Source organism: Nocardia vulneris (genome assembly GCF_001613425.1).
GTDB classification, from domain to species: domain Bacteria; phylum Actinomycetota; class Actinomycetes; order Mycobacteriales; family Mycobacteriaceae; genus Nocardia; species Nocardia vulneris.
The window spans coordinates 168,059-183,978 of sequence record NZ_BDCI01000002.1 but is presented as its reverse complement, the minus strand read 5'-3'; the positions used below and the strand labels follow the sequence as shown (position 1 = coordinate 183,978).

Sequence of the window (15,920 nt, the reverse complement as noted above, 5' to 3'; positions counted from 1 at the left end):
GAAGGGTTTACCGCGGGTAGGGCAGGGTCACCGTCTTGACGGTGCTCATCTCGCGGATCGAGTAGGCGATGCCTTCGCGGCCGAGTCCGCTGGATTTCACGCCGCCGAACGGGAGGTGCGGGGAGTCGAAATGCGGTCCGGCGTTGAGGTTCACCGCGCCGACCCGCAGCGCCGCCGCGAGCGTGGTGAAGGCGGCGACGTCGCCGGTCACCACCCCGGCCTGCAAGCCGTACCTGGTCGAGTTGGCCACGCTGATCGCCTCGGCGGTATCGGCCACCCGGATCACCGGGGCGACCGGGCCGAAGGTCTCCTCGACCACCAGTTCGGCGTCGGCGGGCACGTGATCGAGCACCGCGGGGGTGATGAGCGAGCCTCGGCGTTCCCCGCCGATCAGCAGCTTCGCCTGCGCGGCAACGGCTTCGGCGATCCGCCGGGCCACCGTGTCCGCGGCGTCCGCGGTGATCAGCGGGCCGACCTCGGTCGCGGGATCTAGGGGGTCGCCCGCCCGTTTCCGCTGCGCCGCCTCGGCGAGCCCCGCTACGAGATCGTCGGCCACCGGGCCCACGGCGATCACGCGTTTGATGCCGCGGCAGGACTGCCCGGCGGTGGCGAACGCGCCCTGGGCCGTCAGCTGCACCGCCAGGTCGAGATCGGCATCGGGCAATACGATCAGCGGATCGTTGCCGCCCAGCTCCAGCAGCAGTTTCTTGCCCGCGGCGGCCACCGATACCGCACGGCCCGTGTGCGCCGACCCCGTGAAGGTGACCATATCGATGTCGGGGTGCCCGGCGAGCGCGGGGCCGAGCTCGCCGGGCGCACCGGTGGTGACGACGAGATGTTCCGGCGGCAGACCGGCTTCGAGCATGATCTCGGCGAAAGCGAGTGCGGTGAGCGGTGTTTTCTCCGAGGGCTTCAGCACCACCGCGCAGCCTGCCGCGACGGCGGGGGCGAGCTTCACGACCACCTGGTTGAGCGGCCGGTTGAACGGCGTGATCGCCGCGACGACGCCGATCGGCTCGAACATGGTGAGCGCCAGCCGATCGTGTCCCGACACCGGAATGCTCTCCCCGCGCAGCCGTTCGGCCTCGTCCGCCGCGACCGTGAGATTCGTTGCAGCCCGGTCGGTTTCCCGGCTGGTCTCGGCGAGGCAGACGCCGGATTCGCGCGAGATCAGCGGTGCGAGGTCGGCGGCTCGTTCGCGGGTCAGGCGGGCCGCGCTCCGCAGGATGGTGGCCCGCTGGTCCGGCCGCAGGGGTCGCCAGGCCGCGCGCAAGCCGGAGATGGCGGCGTCCAACTCGGAAACGCTGTCGCGCGCAACGGATCCGACGGTTTCCCCGGTCCACGGATTGTGCACCGGGAACTTCTCGGCGGCGGGTCGGTAGGCGCCGTCACGAAACATGATCGTCTCCTGTCACGAAGGCCTGGAATCGGCGCGCCACGTCGGACGGTCCGACGGCCGGGCGGCCCAGCCGCTCGACCGAACCCGGACGAATCCGGAGGTAGAGCAACGCCGGGCCCGGCTCGAGCTGGGCCGCCTTGACCGCGTCGGTGAACTCGGCGAGGTCCGCGCAGTCGAACACGCGGACATAGCCGCAGGCCCGCGCGACCGCGGGGAAGTCGACCTGCGCCGCGAGACTCTGCTGTCCACCCGTGGAGTCGTGCACGCCGTTGTCCAGCAGGACATGGATCAGATTGGCGGTGCCATGCGCGCCGACCGTGGCGAAGGTGCCCAACCGCATCAGTGCCGCGCCGTCCCCGTCGAGCACGACGACCGGTCTGCGGGTGTGCCGCGCGACGCCGAGTCCGACGGCACTCGCGGACCCCATCGCCCCGACCAGGTAGAAGTGCTGCGGCCGGTCGGCGAGAGTGTAGAGCTCCCGGCTGGTCTTGCCAGTGGTGGACAGCACGGCGGCGGCGTCGGGCAGGGCGCCGACGAGCGCCTCCAGTGCCGCCATGCGCGTGGGCGCGGCCCGATCGGCCCGCGTCCTGGTCACCGTCGGCAGCACCGGGGATGGCCGCGGCGGCTCCGCGAGCGGCTCGGCGGCCACTACCCCGTCACGCAGGATGAACGCGAAAGGCCTTTGCTCGCTGGCCATCTCGGCCCACCCGGTGGTCAAGCAGGCGTCGAGTCCGGCGGCGTCGGCGGGCAGCACCGCGTGCCCCACCTGTAGGAGGTCGAGCAGACCCGGCGTGATGGCCCCCATCAATTCGTGCTGCGGCTCGTCCGGGCGGCCCGGTTCCCCGCGCCAGCTGACGAGCAGCGGCACCGGAATCCGGCTCGGATGGGTGAGCGAGGTCAGCGGGTTCACCATGTTGCCCAGCCCGGAGTTCTGCGCCAGCACGCAGGCCGTGGCACCGGCCAGCCAGCACCCCGCCGCGACCGCCACGGCCTCGCCCTCGTGCGTCACCGGCAGGTATCCCGCGACCGCGCCGGACGCCGCGCGGTTGATCATCGGGGTCAGGTAGGAGCACGGCACGCCCACCACGTCGGCCACGCCGCGCGCGACGAACCCGCCGAGCAATTCGTCCGCGTCGATCATGAATCCACCCACTTCTTCGCCAGCTCGGTGTAGTGCGCCTCGTCCGCTTCCAACTCCGAATATCCCATGAGACCGAACACCTCCGGCAGCGAGGCGATATCCGGCTCGACCGCGGTGGGGCCGTCGCGCAGGAGCGATCGGCACACCTGGCGCATCGCGGCCACCGAGGCCCGCATCGACTGATTGGCCCAGATCACCGCGGCGATCCCGAGTTCGGCGAACGTCTCCCGAGGCACCGTGTGGTAGGTGGTCGGCGCGATCACGAGCGGCAGCCGGGCCGCCCACTCGGTGGTGAACTCGGCGATCTCGTCGATGGTGCGCCGGCGGGAATGGATGAAGATGGCATCGGCGCCCGCCTGCCGGTACGCCTCGGCGCGGCGCAGCGCCTCGGCCGTGCCCGCCCCGGCGATGAGCGCCTCGGTGCGGGCGACGAGCACGAAGCCGGGATCGACCTTGTCCCGGCAGGCCGCGATCTTGGCGCACATGTCGCCGACCGGCGCCAGCGGGTGCCGGTCGCCGAAATAGGAGTTCATCTTCGGAAAGACCTTGTCCTCCATGCACATTCCCGCCGCGCCGACCCGTTCGGCACGGGCGGCGAAGCGGCGTGCGGTGTTGAAATTGCCGTAGCCGGTGTCGGCGTCGACGAGCACCGGGATCGCGCCCGCATCGACGACTCTGGCCACCAGATCGAGCATTTCGCCCCAGGACACCTCGTCGCTGTCCCGCGCGCCGAGCGCGGTGGACATGCACAGACCGGACGCCCAGATCCCGGCGAAGCCGGCTTCGGCCGCGATGCGCGCGCTGAGTCCGTCGTGAGCGCCCATGAGGAACGACGGTTCGGGTCCGGCGAGCAGTTCGCGCAACCGCACACCGGCGTGACACCGTGCCGGTGCGGCCGTGGGAAGGGGGAGGTTGTCCATCACGCGCAATGCCTCTCGCACTCGGGATCGAAAATCGTTGTGGCGACCACGGATCACGTCACCCGGCCCGCGGCGGGCGGCGGACCGCCGGCCAGGACCCGGGCGACGCCCTCGGCGATCCGGCGCCGGCAACTGCGCTCGGACTCCGCCGAGAGAAACGCGCGGTGGGCCGAGACCACCACCTCCGGCCTGGGCAACAGCTTGCGCGCGGCCGGATCGTCGTTCGGGTCCTCGGGTGTGAAGACGTCCGAGGCGAAGCCACCCAGTCGGCCGCCGTCGAGCGCGTCGAGGACCGCCGCCGGGTCCACCAGGCGGCCCCTGGCCGCATTGACCAGCAGCGTGCCCGGCCGGGCCGCGGCCAGCGCGCCCGCGTCGACCAGCTGATCGGTCTCCTCGGTCAGGGCCGCGTGCAGGACGACAGCGTCTGCGGCAGCGAACAATTCGTGCAACGAAGCGACGGCGGTGACACCGTGACCCGCCATCAGATCGGCGGCGACATACGGGTCGTACGCGAGGACAGTCTTGTAGAACGCCTGGAGTTTCCGGGCGGTCGCCCGCCCGATCCGGCCGAAGCCGATGATCCCCGCGGTACACGTCGACACCCGTCGCGGTACGCCGCCCGCATGGATATTCCACTGCTGGGATTTGACGAGCCGGTCCTGGGTGCAGACCTTGCGTTCCAACGCCAGCAGCAGCGCGAGGGTGTGCGTGCTCACCTCGTCCACGCAATAGTCGGGCACGTTGAACGAGACGATCCCGGTCCCGGCCAGCAGCGGGGCGTTGAGATTGTCGATGCCGACACCGCTGCGGGCGATCACCCGGCAGTGCGGGCCGACCGCGTCCAGCAACTCGGGCGTGACTTGGCAGCGGTAGATGACCAGCGCATCCGCGCCGCGCACATGGTCATGGAACTCGGGACCGGAGATGACGTATCGGCTCTCGAAAAGCCCTAAACGCAAGTCGATTTCGTGGCCGAACGCGGTGCGTTCGATATCCGCGCGGGCGAGGTCGGGGTGTCCCCGTTCGTTCAGGGCCCAGGCCGGATCGGTATAGACGACGCGCACTCTTGCCTCCCGTGCTGACGCGGCGCGGTGTTCAGGAGTCGTAGCCCCAGCCGCGATTGTCTCGGTGCCCGCGCTGCACTGTGGCGCTCGCGGCATAGGTATTGGTCAGCTCGAACAGGTCGAGATAGTCGAGATGTCGTCCCGAGCCCAGCTTGATCAGCGCGCCCTGGCCGGACCAGCGATGCGCGACGAACGGCGCGACCCAGGCCGACCCGTCCACCTCCAACTCGGCTGCTGCTTGCTGCCCGTCGGCCCGAATCCAGTGCAGCGTCGGCGTTCCGGCGGTCACGAGGTAGTGCGTTTCGGCGGGTTCGCGCAGGTGCTCGCCCGCCGCGCCGTCGACCAGGAGATAGAGCCCGGTGAGGTCGGGCAGATGGGGGGCCGCGGCCAGCGAGGTGACCGTGTACCCGCGGAAATCCCTTGCCTCCTTGCGGCATTCGGCGATGTCCTTGAAGGTCTTGCCGACCGCGTCGTGCCGGGCGGCGGGCCGGATCAGCAGCCGGTAGTCGAAGCCGAGCGTGGTGCCCAGCTCACGCAACACCGCGAGCGTGCCGTCGTCGATCGCGGCGATCAGCGCGTCGGGCGTCAGACCCACCGTGACACCGGCTGATTCGACCGTGTGTCCCCGGCGGGCGAGCAGCAGGCGGGCCACCTGCTGCGGGTCCACGCCGCCGTCGAGCCAGGCGAGCAGTTCGCGCGCGGCCGGATCGGACCAGTCGTTGACCTCTTCCAGGAGTCCGGCCAGCGGAGATCGGCCGGTATAGGACACGATGCGGGCGGGTTCGGGACCGGCGAGCGAGTAGGTGTGCGGACAATAGGACGGCTCGACGTAGGAATCGCCGACGATCCAGCTGTCGGTGTCGGTGTTGGCGACGATCACCTGCCAGGTCGACTCGTCGAGTTCGGCGCCCCAGCGGCCGTGGATATCGCCCGGACCGAGGTTGATCGTGATCGCCGGTTCCAAGTGCCCATTGTTCAAAGCGGGCAATCGGTTCGCGGGACACAGGATATCGAGCACGACCGGCGCGACCGCGCCGGGCGGTGCCGCCATTGTGTAGTAGTTGTAGAAATGAATGCCGTCGCGCTGAATGGGACGCCGGGTGTCACGGAGTTCGCGCGCGGTGCGGACCAGGACGGTGAGATCGCGTCGTCCGCTCGCGACGAGATGTTCCGGGGTGATCTGGAGCGTGCGGGTCATGACAGCGACGATGTCGTCCGGCCATTCGCAATCACCGGAAACAGCCAGCAATTTCGTGAGTTCCGCGTGGTCGATACCGAGCGTGCCCGCAATCTGTCCGGTGGTCACTTTCCGAATGTTGAGCCAGTGCACGACCTTGTAGTTGTCAACGAGCATGATCTCTCTCCGCACTCCCGGCCAGCAAATGGGTCAGGGTCGCCGCGTCCACCCGGCGCGGGTTGTTGCCCGCGCGGTCGTAGGCGAGGGCCTCGGTGGCGATCCGGGCCGCCTCGTGGCGTAGTTCCGGTGGTGGCGGCAACGCGGGCGAGCGCACCAGCGCCGCCACCTTCCCGGCCAGGTCCTCGACGCTGTCGGCGCCCGCGGCCCGCACCACCCCCGTGATGGCGCCGCGCACCCGCTGGGCGCCGCGCGGGTCGGTGCAGTCGGCGCCGACCTGTGCGTTGTAACGCAGCACCGAGGCCAGCGTGAGGCCGCACGCGTGCCCGTGGCTCAGGCCGTGCCGCAAGGTGAGCGGGTACGACATCGCATGGCACACAGTGGTTCCCGCGATGGCGATGGCGCGACCGGCGAGATGCCCGGCGAGCAGTGCCGCGCCGCGATGGGCTGCGCTCAGGTCGGTGTGGCGCTGCTCGAGCACCTCGGCGAGCTGGGCCCAGGCGGCCGCGCCCAGCCACTCGGATCGTTCGTCGGCGCGGATCGACCACGCGCCCTCCAGGCCTTGCGCGAGGGTGTCGAGCAGGCAGCTGACGAGGTCGGCCGCGGGCAGCCCGATCAGCAGCTCCGGGTCGAGCACCGCGCTCACCGGCTGTAACGCGCTGCCGCGCAGGGACAGTTTGCGGCCGTGGTCGCGGTGCCAGATGGTGGCGAAGGGCGTGGCCTCCGCGCCGGTGCCGGGTGTGGTCGGCAAGGCGACGACGGGTGGCGCGCCTGCGTCGTCGGCCGGCGCGGCGCAGGCCAGAACCACCGCGTGCGGCGTGCGATCGGCGCTGGTCGACAGTGCCGCGGCGGCTTTGCCCGCGTCCATGACGCTGCCGCCGCCGACGGTGACGACCACCTCGGCGCGATGCGCGCGGATCTCGTCCGTCAGCCGGGCCACGGATTCGGGTGTGGGGAGCCCGGCGTGCACGACGGTGCGCAGCGCGAAACCCTGGAATGCGGCGAAGAGTGGTTCGGCCCAGACGCGGTGCCGGAAGCCGTTGCCTGCCACCAAGAGCACACGTGGCGCGCCGGTGCCGGCCGCCGCGCGCACCACGGCCGGAGCGACCTCGGCCGCGCGTTCACCCACGAGGGTGCGAGGCGAGTCCAGCAGCACGGTGCTGACCCGGAAATCGGCGGCGTGCATCGACCACCTGCCTCCAGCAAACGAAGAGATCCCAGTGACGGGAAATCCCCATCATCCCCCCGGTGTACGGACGAAGTCCTCAGGTTGAATAACACGGTACCCTAGGCTCGGTTAATATCAGAGCTCGTTTGTTTCACCAGTCGTGCACGAACTTCCCAGCGGTGCACGAACTTCCGGAGGCCGGTGCCATGGGGTCGCAGGAACATATCCGGCGCCGAACCGCGACGGGCGCGGGCTACCGCGAACAAGTTGCCTTGAACCAGTCCAGGTTCGCCGAAATTGCCCAGTCGTATGCCGGCGGGCAGGCGCGCCGGCTGGACGGCGAACTGCTGGCCGAGATGATCCGTCCGCTGGGTGTCGAGCATGTGCTCGACGTGGCCACCGGCACCGCCGCCGCGGCGGCCGTGGTCGCGAAATCGGGCGTGCGTAAACGCGTTGTCGGCCTGGACTCGTCCGCGGCGATGCTCCGGCAGGCGCGGGCCTCCGGGGTGGATTCGGTGCAACTCGTCGTCGGCCTGGTCGAGGAGTTGCCGTTCGCCGACGGCTCTTTCGATCTCGTCCTGTGCACGCGCGCCCTGCATCACATCGACCGGCCGGAGCTGGCGGTGGCCGAAATGGCGCGCGTGGTGCGGCCCGGCGGCCATATCGTGGTCGCGGACAACGTGACCGGTTATACCGGCGCGGTGCACGAGCAGGTCGAGGCGATCCAGCGGGTGCGGGATCCGGGCCATGCCTCGACCCTCGCCGAACACGAACTCGTCGGCCTGCTGCGCGCCAACCTGCTCGAGGTCGTGGAATGTCACCGCACCACCAGTTATCGGCCGCTGGCGCAGTGGCTGGCCGACGGCGGTACGGGAGCGGCGGACGCCGCCGAGATCCGGCGGCGCTTGGCCGCGCTCGGGCCGCTCCCGGAGCCGGAGTTCGGCACGAGTTTCGTCGTCGAGGACGGCGTGGTCGTCGGTCTGCGACAAGCGATGTCGTGGCTGCGGGCCGATCGGAGCAATGCGTTGTAGTACGGGGCCGCCCGGCAACGTCCTAGCATGAAACACACAGACACCTGGGGGTCCCCGTGGACATCGCCGCACTGGATGCCGCAATCGACGAGCCGGAACTCATCGAATTCACCCGAAACCTGGTTCGCACCCACTCGCTGACCGAGGCGGGCCGCGGGGAGTGCGCGGTCGCGGACTTCCTGCTCACCAAGATCAGGGAATGGGGTTGGCAGCCCGAGTTCTTCGACGCGGACGGACGTCCCAATATCGCGGTCACGCTGTCCGGCGGCGGCGGTCCCGGGCCGACCTTGGCGTTCGAGGGACATATGGATGTGGTCACCGAGGGCGATCCGGCGCAGTGGACCGTCGATCCCTACGGCGGCGAGATCCGGGACGGCAAGCTCTACGGTCGCGGCTCGGCCGATATGAAGTCCGGTGTCGCCGCGATGCTGTACGGGACCAGGGCATTGCAGCTGGCCGGGCCGTTTCCCGGCCGGATCCGCCTGCTCCTGCTGGCCGACGAGGAAGGGATGATGTCCGGGGCGAAAGCCGCGGTGGCCCAAGGGTTCGTCCAGGATGTCGACGGCGTCGTGTGCTGTGAGCCGGAGGGCGACGAGGTGTGCCCGGTGTCGAAGGGCGCGATCCGGCTCCGCGTGGATTTCACCGGGGTGATGAGCCACGGCGCGATGCCGTGGCAGGGCCGGAACACGTTGCCCGCCATGGCCCGTGCGCTGCTCGGCCTGGAGGCGCTGGAGCGCCGGCTGGTGCAGGAGGCGGGTTCGCGACCGCCGCTGGGCGCACCGTCGATCACGCCCACCGTGGTGCGGGCCGGGACGACGGATCAGCTCAACACGATTCCCGGCGTCAGTTCGATGTTCCTCGATGTACGCACGATTCCGGGCGTGGATCACGAGACGCTGCTGAAGAATATCGGCGAGTGCGTCGACAACGCGGCACGCGGTTGCGGCATCGGTTCGGCCGTCACGGTGATCGACGATCGCCCGTGGGTCGAGACCGACCCGGACACCCCGCTGGTCACGGCGCTGGTCCGCGCGCACGAGATCGTCAACGGGGTCCGCCCGGAACTCGGCGCGGTGCCCGGCACCACCGACGGCACCATTCTGACCTGTCGCGCGAACATCCCGAGCGTGGTGTACGGCCCGGGCGGCAAGTGGATCGCGCACATGGCCGACGAATTCGTCGAGGTGGCTGACCTCAAGCGCTACGCGCTGACGTATGCGGTTGCGGCACAGGACTTCCTGCGCGGCGGCGCGGTACCGTGAGCGCCCCGGCGGCAGGTGGGACCAGGCTGCCCCTGACCCCGGGGCAACATCTGCTGGACTTCCTGGAATCCATCCGGCCCGGCGGGGCGGCGGCCGCCTTCAACATCTCGTGCCGGCTCACCGTCGACGGACCCCTGGACAGGCAGCGGCTGTTCGAGGCCGTCACGCGGACGGTCGAGCGGCACGAGGCGCTGCGCACCGCGCTGGTCCGCGGTCGCGGAATGGCCGAGCAGGTCATCGGTTCCGGCGCCGCAACGGAGCACACGGTGCTCGGTCTGCCGGCGGACGCGACCGAACGCGAAGCGCTGCTGGTGGCACATAACAACGCGCCCTTCGACCTCGCCCGTCGACCGCTGCTGCGCACGCTGCTCCTCGAAGATCCGGCGCAGGACCGGCGGCTGCTCCAGGTGACGGTGCACCACAGCGTGGCCGACGCCTGGTCGCTGGAGGTGCTGAAACGCGATATCGGGCGGTTCTATTGCGCCGCCGGTGGTCTCGCGCCGGAGCCCGCGCCGCCGACGGTGCGCTACCGGCAGTTGGTGCTCGACGAATTGGCCGCGCTGGAGTCGCCCGAAGCGGCCGCGGCCCGCGACTTCTGGCCGGAATACGTCGGTGCTCTGGAGGTCTTGCAGATCGAGGCGAAACACGCGCAGGCACCGTCGGATGGTCCGGCGATCACCAGCCGCGGTGACCGCACGTCGACCGCCGCGGAAACCGCGGCGATCCGAGCCATGGCCGCCCGCCTGCGCGCAACGCCGTTCATGGTGCTGGCCGCCGCCTATGGATTCGTCCTGGGCCACCTGTGCGGGCGGGCCGAGTACTTGATGCCGACCTTCAGTCACGGCCGCCGGGACCCCCGGTTTCACGATTCGGTGGCCATGCTGTTCAACCCCTTCGTGATCAAGTTCGGCTGGTCGCCGGAGTCGACGTTCGCCGATCTGGTCGCCTCGTTCAAGCGAAACAGCCTGGCCGCGTACCGTTTCCAGTGGTACCCGTTCATCGAGGTGCTGGAACTCTGCCCGGACCTGTCCGTCTCGCTGGTCGACCCGAGCAGTGCGCTGTTTCCGGTGCAGATGCTGAACGTGCCGAAAACGCCCACCGGGACGGCACTGTTCGGACCCGACTGCGTGGTCACCGAATACGCCGTGCACCGGACAGCGGTGGGCAATGTGCTGCCGATCGACGGTCTGCTCACCATCAAGGGCGCCGACGCGGCGCTGTCGATGACTTTCAATGCGGCACAACGGTGGTGGAACGACCGCCTGGCGGCCGCGATGTGCGCGTCCGTCTTCGGCGTATGCCTCGCGGCCGCACAGGATTCCGGTATCACGTTGCGGCAGTTGACCCGCACCGTCGACCAGCATTTCGGTAGCAATGGGTGGAGCGTCTGATGGAACTGTCCAGGGTGGCCGTCGTCGACGGCGCGAACGGGTACGTCGCGAGCAACACGATCTGTGCGCTGCTCGATCGCGGCATCCGGGTCAAGGCGCTGGCACGTGGGGCACGGACCCGGGTCTTCGAGGCGCTCGCCGCGGCGACGCTCAACGAGAGCGGCGCGCCGCCGCCCGGCCTCGCGAATGTCGAGACCTACGACTGCGAATTGGCCGAGGAATATCTGGGGATCGACGATTTCACCGCCGCGGCGATCTTCTCGGAACCGTGCGATTTCTGGCATTTCGCCGCGGCGGTCGATCTCTCACCCAATCGGCCCGCATTGCTCGAAGAGGTGAATGTCCGCGGCACCGAGCGAGCGTTGCGCCTGTTCGTCGCACACAGCAGGCCGGGTTCGCGCTTCTTTCTGATCAGTACCGCCTATGTCGGTGGTATCTCGGACACGCCGACCGCGGAGAATTGGCAGCCCGTCACCGACGCCGCCCGATTCCGGACGGTCTACGAGGCCACCAAGTGCGCCGGTGAGCTGGTTTTCCGGGACTACGTGCGCGAGCACGGCGTACCGGGCGCGGTGCTGCGGCTCGGGCAGGTGGTCGGCTCGTCCAAGACCGCGCACACCACCTCGGATTTCGGCATCTACAACTTCATGTCGAACATGAAGCGGGTGGCGCGCCGTTTTCCGGGCGGCTCCGCCGCCGTGCAGGTGGCGGCGGGGGCGACGCTCAATCTCGTGCCCATCGATACCTGTGTCGAATGGCTGCTGGGGCTGGCCGAGGTCGACGACCTGCCGCAGATCGTCAACCTGACCGATCGGGTAGGTGTCTCGGCGGAGGAAACGGTTCGGATCATCGGCGCCGGACTGGGGATGACCCTGCGGCCGGTGCGCCCGGAGGACTGGGGCGACGCCGGACCGACCGTGCTGGACCGGGCCGTGGCCGCGCGAATGGCCTACACCGGAAAGTACCTGATGGAGCGGATCGAATTCGACCGGCGCAACCTGGAGTCGGCGCTCGACGTGCCGGAGTCGGCGTGCGACCTGGGACTGGTCGAGCGACTCGTCACCTGGTATCTGAAGTAGCGTCGGTGCGGTGGGGCCGGCGCGGCGGTACGGAGTGGTGTGAACGGGACGTGGGAGGCGTGGGGTGGGGTCGTGCTCACCGCGGTCGCCGCGCTGCCGGTGGCGGGTGTGCTGGCCTGGTGGCTGGCTCGATGGCGGGGTCGGCGTGCGGCGGTGTGCGAGGTCGGGCTGGTGGTCGGCACCGCACCGTGGCTGTGGATGATCTTGACGCCGAAAGGAACTGGTCGTTCGGTAAATCTGGTACCACTGCGCGACCTCGCCGAGCAATTGACCGACGATCGGGTGATCGAGCAGTTCGGCGGGAACCTGCTGGTGTGCGCCGCGCTGGGTTTGCTGCTCCCGGTGCGCTGGGCGTGGTTCGGCCGCTGGTACCGCCTCCTGCTGGCGGGCGCGGCGGTGTCGCTCGCGGTCGAGGTGCTGCAGTTCGCGCTCGCCATCGGCCGCCACTGCTCGGTGGACGACGTGCTGTTGAACGCCGCCGGAGCGGGCCTGGCGGGCCTGCTCTCCCGGCGGTGGTGGGCGGCGCGCGTGCCGGACGCCCCTACAGTGCCTTCGGATCGGCCATCATCGCCATCGCTGCGGCCCGCTGCGCCGCGGTGACCTCGCCCCGGATCAGCTCCGCCGCTCTGCGGAACTCCGCCGAGCGCGCGTCCGCGGCGCGGGTGGCGCGCGCGGCCGAGAACGTCGAGTCGATGCCCGCGACATGCTCGGCGATCCGCCGGGTCTCCGGGATGCCGAGGCCGACCGCGATCGCGAGCGCGTCCTTCCAGTGCTGGCGGGCCACGGAGAAGTGCGCCGAGCAGTAGTTCACGGTCGCGATCGCGTCGTAGGCGAGCACCTCCTCGTAGGGCGAGCCGGACGCGCACGCGATGTGCAGCGCCCGCTCGTAGTGCGCCAGCGCTTCCCGGCGATGACCACGACGGCGATGGACGTCGCCGATCCCCAGATGCGTGCAGCATTTGAGGATGAGGTCGTTGTTCCGTTCGGCGCGCGCCAGTGCCGCCCGGAAGCTGTCGAGCGCGGGCTCGTACTTCTCCAGATGGGCGTAGACGGTGCCGATCCGGATCGAAAGATAGTTGTGGAACAGGGTTTTCGAGGAGATCGCGGCCAGCGACTTCCCGGCGTCGCCCAGATAGGTCAGCGCGTCGTCGTAGCGGCCCACGCGTACCGCGGTGTCGCTGAGCCGCATCTGCGCACAGGAACGCAGATAGGGGTCACCGGTGTCCGCGGCGATCGCGACGGCCTGGTGCAGGTAGTCGAACGCGTCGTCGACGTAGCCCATCCGCTCGTGCACCTGGCCGAGGCCTTGTAGCGCATAGCCTTCCAGGAATCGGTCACCGATCAGCCGCGACAGCGACAGGCACTGGTGATAGCCCATCAGCGCGTCCCGGTAGCGCGCCATCCGGAAGTAGACCAGGCCGCTGTGGTGCATCGCCCGCGCGGCGTTCGAGTAGTCGCGCATGCCGTGCGCGAGCCGCACCGCGTCGTCGAGCACCACGAGCGCCTGCTGACAGTGCCGCATCCGCCACAGGGTGTAGCCGAGGTTCACCAGCAAGCGGCATTCCTCGGCCTGCTCGCCGTTGTTCCTGGCCACCTCGACCGCGTCGAAGTGCAGTGTGATGGCGTCGTCGGAACAGCGCAGGCCGGTAACGTAAGGCCACCACAGGATTTCGGAGAACAGCCGGGTGTAGTCCGACCAGCGGGCCCGGGTCGCCGCCCGCGCGACGGCCAGCAGGTTCAGCCGTTCGGTGTGCAGCCACGAGACGCACTCGTGATGGCTGTCCAGCCCGGGCATCGGGGTGGCCGGTTTCGGCAGGTCCGCGACGCGGCTGGTGCGATCCGGCAGGATCTTGCGGCCGACCGTCCAGGCCGCGTACCGGTAGTAGTCGAACAGCCGGGTCAGCGCGGCGCTGCCGTCGCCGGGTTCCGGCAGCGTCGCGGCGTAGTCGCGCACCAGGTTGTGGAACCGATAGCGTTCGGAGACAACCTGTTCCAGCAGATGGACATCGACCAGCGCCTCGAGAATCTGCTCCGCGGCGCAGCTGTCGATATCGGCGAGCGCGGCGGTGGCATAGGTGTCGAAGTCGCGGCCGGGATGCAGGCCGAGCAGCCGGAACACCCGCTGTTGCGCGGGCGGCAGGTCCTGGAAGCTGGCGGTGAGCGCGGCAGCCACACTGCGTGACCCCGCGGACAGGTGTTCGAGGCGGTGGCTCGGATGTCGGAGCCGTTCGGCGAGCCGGTCGACCGGCCAGACCGGCCGGGCGCGCAGCCGTCCGGCCGCGATCCGAATGGCCAGCGGCAGATAGCCGCACAGCCGCACGGTCTCCGCCACCGCGTCGGGCTCGGCCGCGACCCGCTCGTCGTCGACGATGGTGGCGAACAGCGCTGTGGCGTCCTCGGGGGAGAGCACGTCCAGCGAAAGAGTTTGCGACACCTCCAGTTCCACGAGCCTACGCCTGCTCGTGATCAGCACCAGACAACTCGGGGTACCGGGCAGCAGCGGGCGAACCTGATCGGCGTCGGCGACGTTGTCGAAGACCAGCAGCGCCGAACGGGACGCGATCTCGGTGCGCCACAGGGCCGATCGGGCGTCGAGATCCGGCGGGATGGATTCGCTCGGCACGCCCACCGCGCGCAGCAGCCGGTCCAGCGCCACCATCGGCTCGACCGGCGCGCTCTCCGCGGCATGGCCGTGCAGGTCGATGTAGAGCTGGGCGTCGGGATAGCGGCTGCCCAGCTGATGGGCCGCGTGGATCGCGAGGGTCGTCTTGCCGACGCCGGCCATGCCGTCGATCGCCTCGATCAACACCGTCGGGCGGCCCGCCTTGGGCGGCAGATCGGCGAGCAGCCGGTCCATCTCGTCGGTGCGGCCGGTGAAGTCCGCGATATCGCCGGGCAGCTGGTTGCGGCTCGGCAGCGTCTCGGGCCGCAGTTCGAGCACGGCGCCGATATCGCCCGGCCCGAGCGGACCGTCGCCGGGGGTGGCCGGGCCGGGCCGCGCCGGCTCCTGGTCGGGGTCGGTGGCCGTGGCGGGCGGTGGCTCGATCTCGTCGCGCAGGATGCGCCGATGCAGTTCGCGCAATTCCCGGCCCGGCTCGATGCCGATCTCGTCGGCGAGCCTGCGCTGCGCGTCCTGGAAGACCAGCAGCGCTTCCGCCTGCCGGCCGCTGTGGTAGAGGCCGAGCATGAGCAATGTGCGGAAGCGCTCCTGCAGCGGGTGGGCGGTGACCAGCGGGGCGAGTTCGGCGACCGCCTCGGCGTGGTGGCCGAGGGCGATCTTGATACCGGCGCGATGCTCGAGCGCGCTCAGATAGCGCTCCTGCAACCGCCGGCGTTCGCCCTCGATGATCGGCCCGGCCAAGCCGCTGAACGGTTCACCACGCCACAGCGCGAGCGCGGCGTCGGTGTGCGCGGCCGCGGCGGCCAGGTCGCTGTCGCGTCGGCAGCGCTCGGCGGTCGCCAAGAGCCGGTCGAACGCGACGTGATCCGACAGGGTGGGGTCGCCGTGCAGGACGTACCCCGTCTCGGACCACACCAGCGCAGGCTCGGCGACCTTGCGGCGCGGCGCCAGGGCGCGGCGCAGCCTGCTGACGTAGGTCTGGACACCGTTGCGCGCGTCACCGGGTGGGTGTTCACCCCACACCCCGTCGATGATCGCGTTCACCGTTACCGGCCGGTTCATCTCCAGCATCAGCGCCACGAGCACTGCCTGTTGTTTCGCTGGCCCCAACTCGATTTCACAGTCATCCCGCCATGCCGTGAACGAGCCGAGCACCCCATATCTGATCTGTGTTTGCGCCATGGACAAGCCCTCCTGAACCATGTGCTGCCAGCGCAGAGCATAGGCGGCGCGGGCCGCGCCGAGCGCGGGAACGCGGGGATAGTTACCACTTTGACCAGTCATTTACGCACTAGTACAGCGCCAGTTACGCAGGCCGGGACATCCTGATCGAGTGTGCTGCACCAGGATTCGGGGGCAACGACGTGCGAGGGGGCCGGTCGGCCGGCGACCTCGCAATCACGCATCCAGTTATGGTCGAGCGTCCACTAGGTGGATCGGCCAGGCAGTGCACCAGCTGAGCCGCCGTACCGGCGTGCCCCGACGGGGTCC

At 69.8% G+C, this 15,920-nt stretch carries 12 protein-coding genes; 5 read left to right on the top strand and 7 right to left on the bottom strand.

The annotated features are described in order from the left end of the window. Positions 1 to 7 precede the first annotated feature (7 nt). The 6 genes from NVU01S_RS02680 to NVU01S_RS02655 are packed head-to-tail and all read right to left on the bottom strand — an operon-like array spanning position 8 to position 7,064. Entirely contained in the window at positions 8 to 1,399 is a 1,392-nt protein-coding gene (locus NVU01S_RS02680; protein ID WP_043667521.1) for an aldehyde dehydrogenase family protein, read from the bottom strand. Then, positions 1,389 to 2,540: a phosphonopyruvate decarboxylase gene (gene aepY, locus NVU01S_RS02675; RefSeq protein ID WP_043667519.1), complete on the bottom strand. Its 1,152-nt coding sequence runs from the start codon at positions 2,538 to 2,540 to the stop codon at positions 1,389 to 1,391. Before aepY ends, NVU01S_RS02680 begins: the two co-directional genes overlap by 11 nt. Next, the gene (locus NVU01S_RS02670) at positions 2,537 to 3,460 is read right to left on the bottom strand and encodes an isocitrate lyase/phosphoenolpyruvate mutase family protein (RefSeq protein ID WP_043667517.1); all 924 of its coding nucleotides are present in this window, start codon (positions 3,458 to 3,460) and stop codon (positions 2,537 to 2,539) included. The genes aepY and NVU01S_RS02670 overlap by 4 nt, the downstream gene beginning before the upstream one ends. Before the next feature lie 53 nt (positions 3,461 to 3,513). Further along, positions 3,514 to 4,524 (bottom strand): C-terminal binding protein, encoded by a 1,011-nt coding sequence (locus NVU01S_RS02665; protein WP_043667515.1) that lies wholly within the window; start codon positions 4,522 to 4,524, stop codon positions 3,514 to 3,516. Positions 4,525 to 4,555: 31 nt separating this feature from the next. Further along, positions 4,556 to 5,878 (bottom strand): cupin domain-containing protein, encoded by a 1,323-nt coding sequence (locus NVU01S_RS02660; RefSeq protein WP_043667513.1) that lies wholly within the window; start codon positions 5,876 to 5,878, stop codon positions 4,556 to 4,558. Further along, a complete protein-coding gene (locus NVU01S_RS02655; protein ID WP_043667511.1) occupies positions 5,868 to 7,064 on the bottom strand; it encodes an iron-containing alcohol dehydrogenase in 1,197 nt (398 codons plus the stop codon). The genes NVU01S_RS02660 and NVU01S_RS02655 overlap by 11 nt, the downstream gene beginning before the upstream one ends. A 188-nt stretch (positions 7,065 to 7,252) precedes the next feature. Here NVU01S_RS02655 and NVU01S_RS02650 point away from each other — a divergent pair, with 188 nt between their 5' ends. From NVU01S_RS02650 to NVU01S_RS02630, 5 genes are read left to right on the top strand one after another with little or no spacing between them, the layout of a single operon-like run. Beyond that, entirely contained in the window at positions 7,253 to 8,077 is an 825-nt protein-coding gene (locus tag NVU01S_RS02650) for a class I SAM-dependent methyltransferase (RefSeq protein WP_156161500.1), read from the top strand. 56 nt (positions 8,078 to 8,133) lie between these two features. Next, complete coding sequence (locus NVU01S_RS02645; protein ID WP_043667509.1) at positions 8,134 to 9,339, top strand: M20 family metallopeptidase; 1,206 nt, start codon at positions 8,134 to 8,136, stop codon at positions 9,337 to 9,339. Beyond that, on the top strand, positions 9,336 to 10,730 hold the full coding sequence (locus NVU01S_RS02640) for a condensation domain-containing protein (RefSeq protein WP_043667508.1): 1,395 nt from the start codon (positions 9,336 to 9,338) through the stop codon (positions 10,728 to 10,730). Before NVU01S_RS02645 ends, NVU01S_RS02640 begins: the two co-directional genes overlap by 4 nt. Beyond that, positions 10,730 to 11,809 carry an SDR family oxidoreductase gene (locus tag NVU01S_RS02635; RefSeq protein ID WP_043667506.1) on the top strand — a complete coding sequence of 360 codons (1,080 nt, stop codon included), beginning with the start codon at positions 10,730 to 10,732 and terminating at the stop codon, positions 11,807 to 11,809. Before NVU01S_RS02640 ends, NVU01S_RS02635 begins: the two co-directional genes overlap by 1 nt. A gap of 39 nt (positions 11,810 to 11,848) precedes the next feature. Continuing rightward, entirely contained in the window at positions 11,849 to 12,409 is a 561-nt protein-coding gene (locus NVU01S_RS02630; RefSeq protein ID WP_043667504.1) for a VanZ family protein, read from the top strand. Here NVU01S_RS02630 and NVU01S_RS02625 read toward each other — a convergent pair. Then, the gene (locus NVU01S_RS02625; RefSeq protein ID WP_082031944.1) at positions 12,351 to 15,713 is read right to left on the bottom strand and encodes an AfsR/SARP family transcriptional regulator; all 3,363 of its coding nucleotides are present in this window, start codon (positions 15,711 to 15,713) and stop codon (positions 12,351 to 12,353) included. The genes NVU01S_RS02630 and NVU01S_RS02625 overlap by 59 nt on opposite strands. Positions 15,714 to 15,920 lie beyond the last annotated feature (207 nt).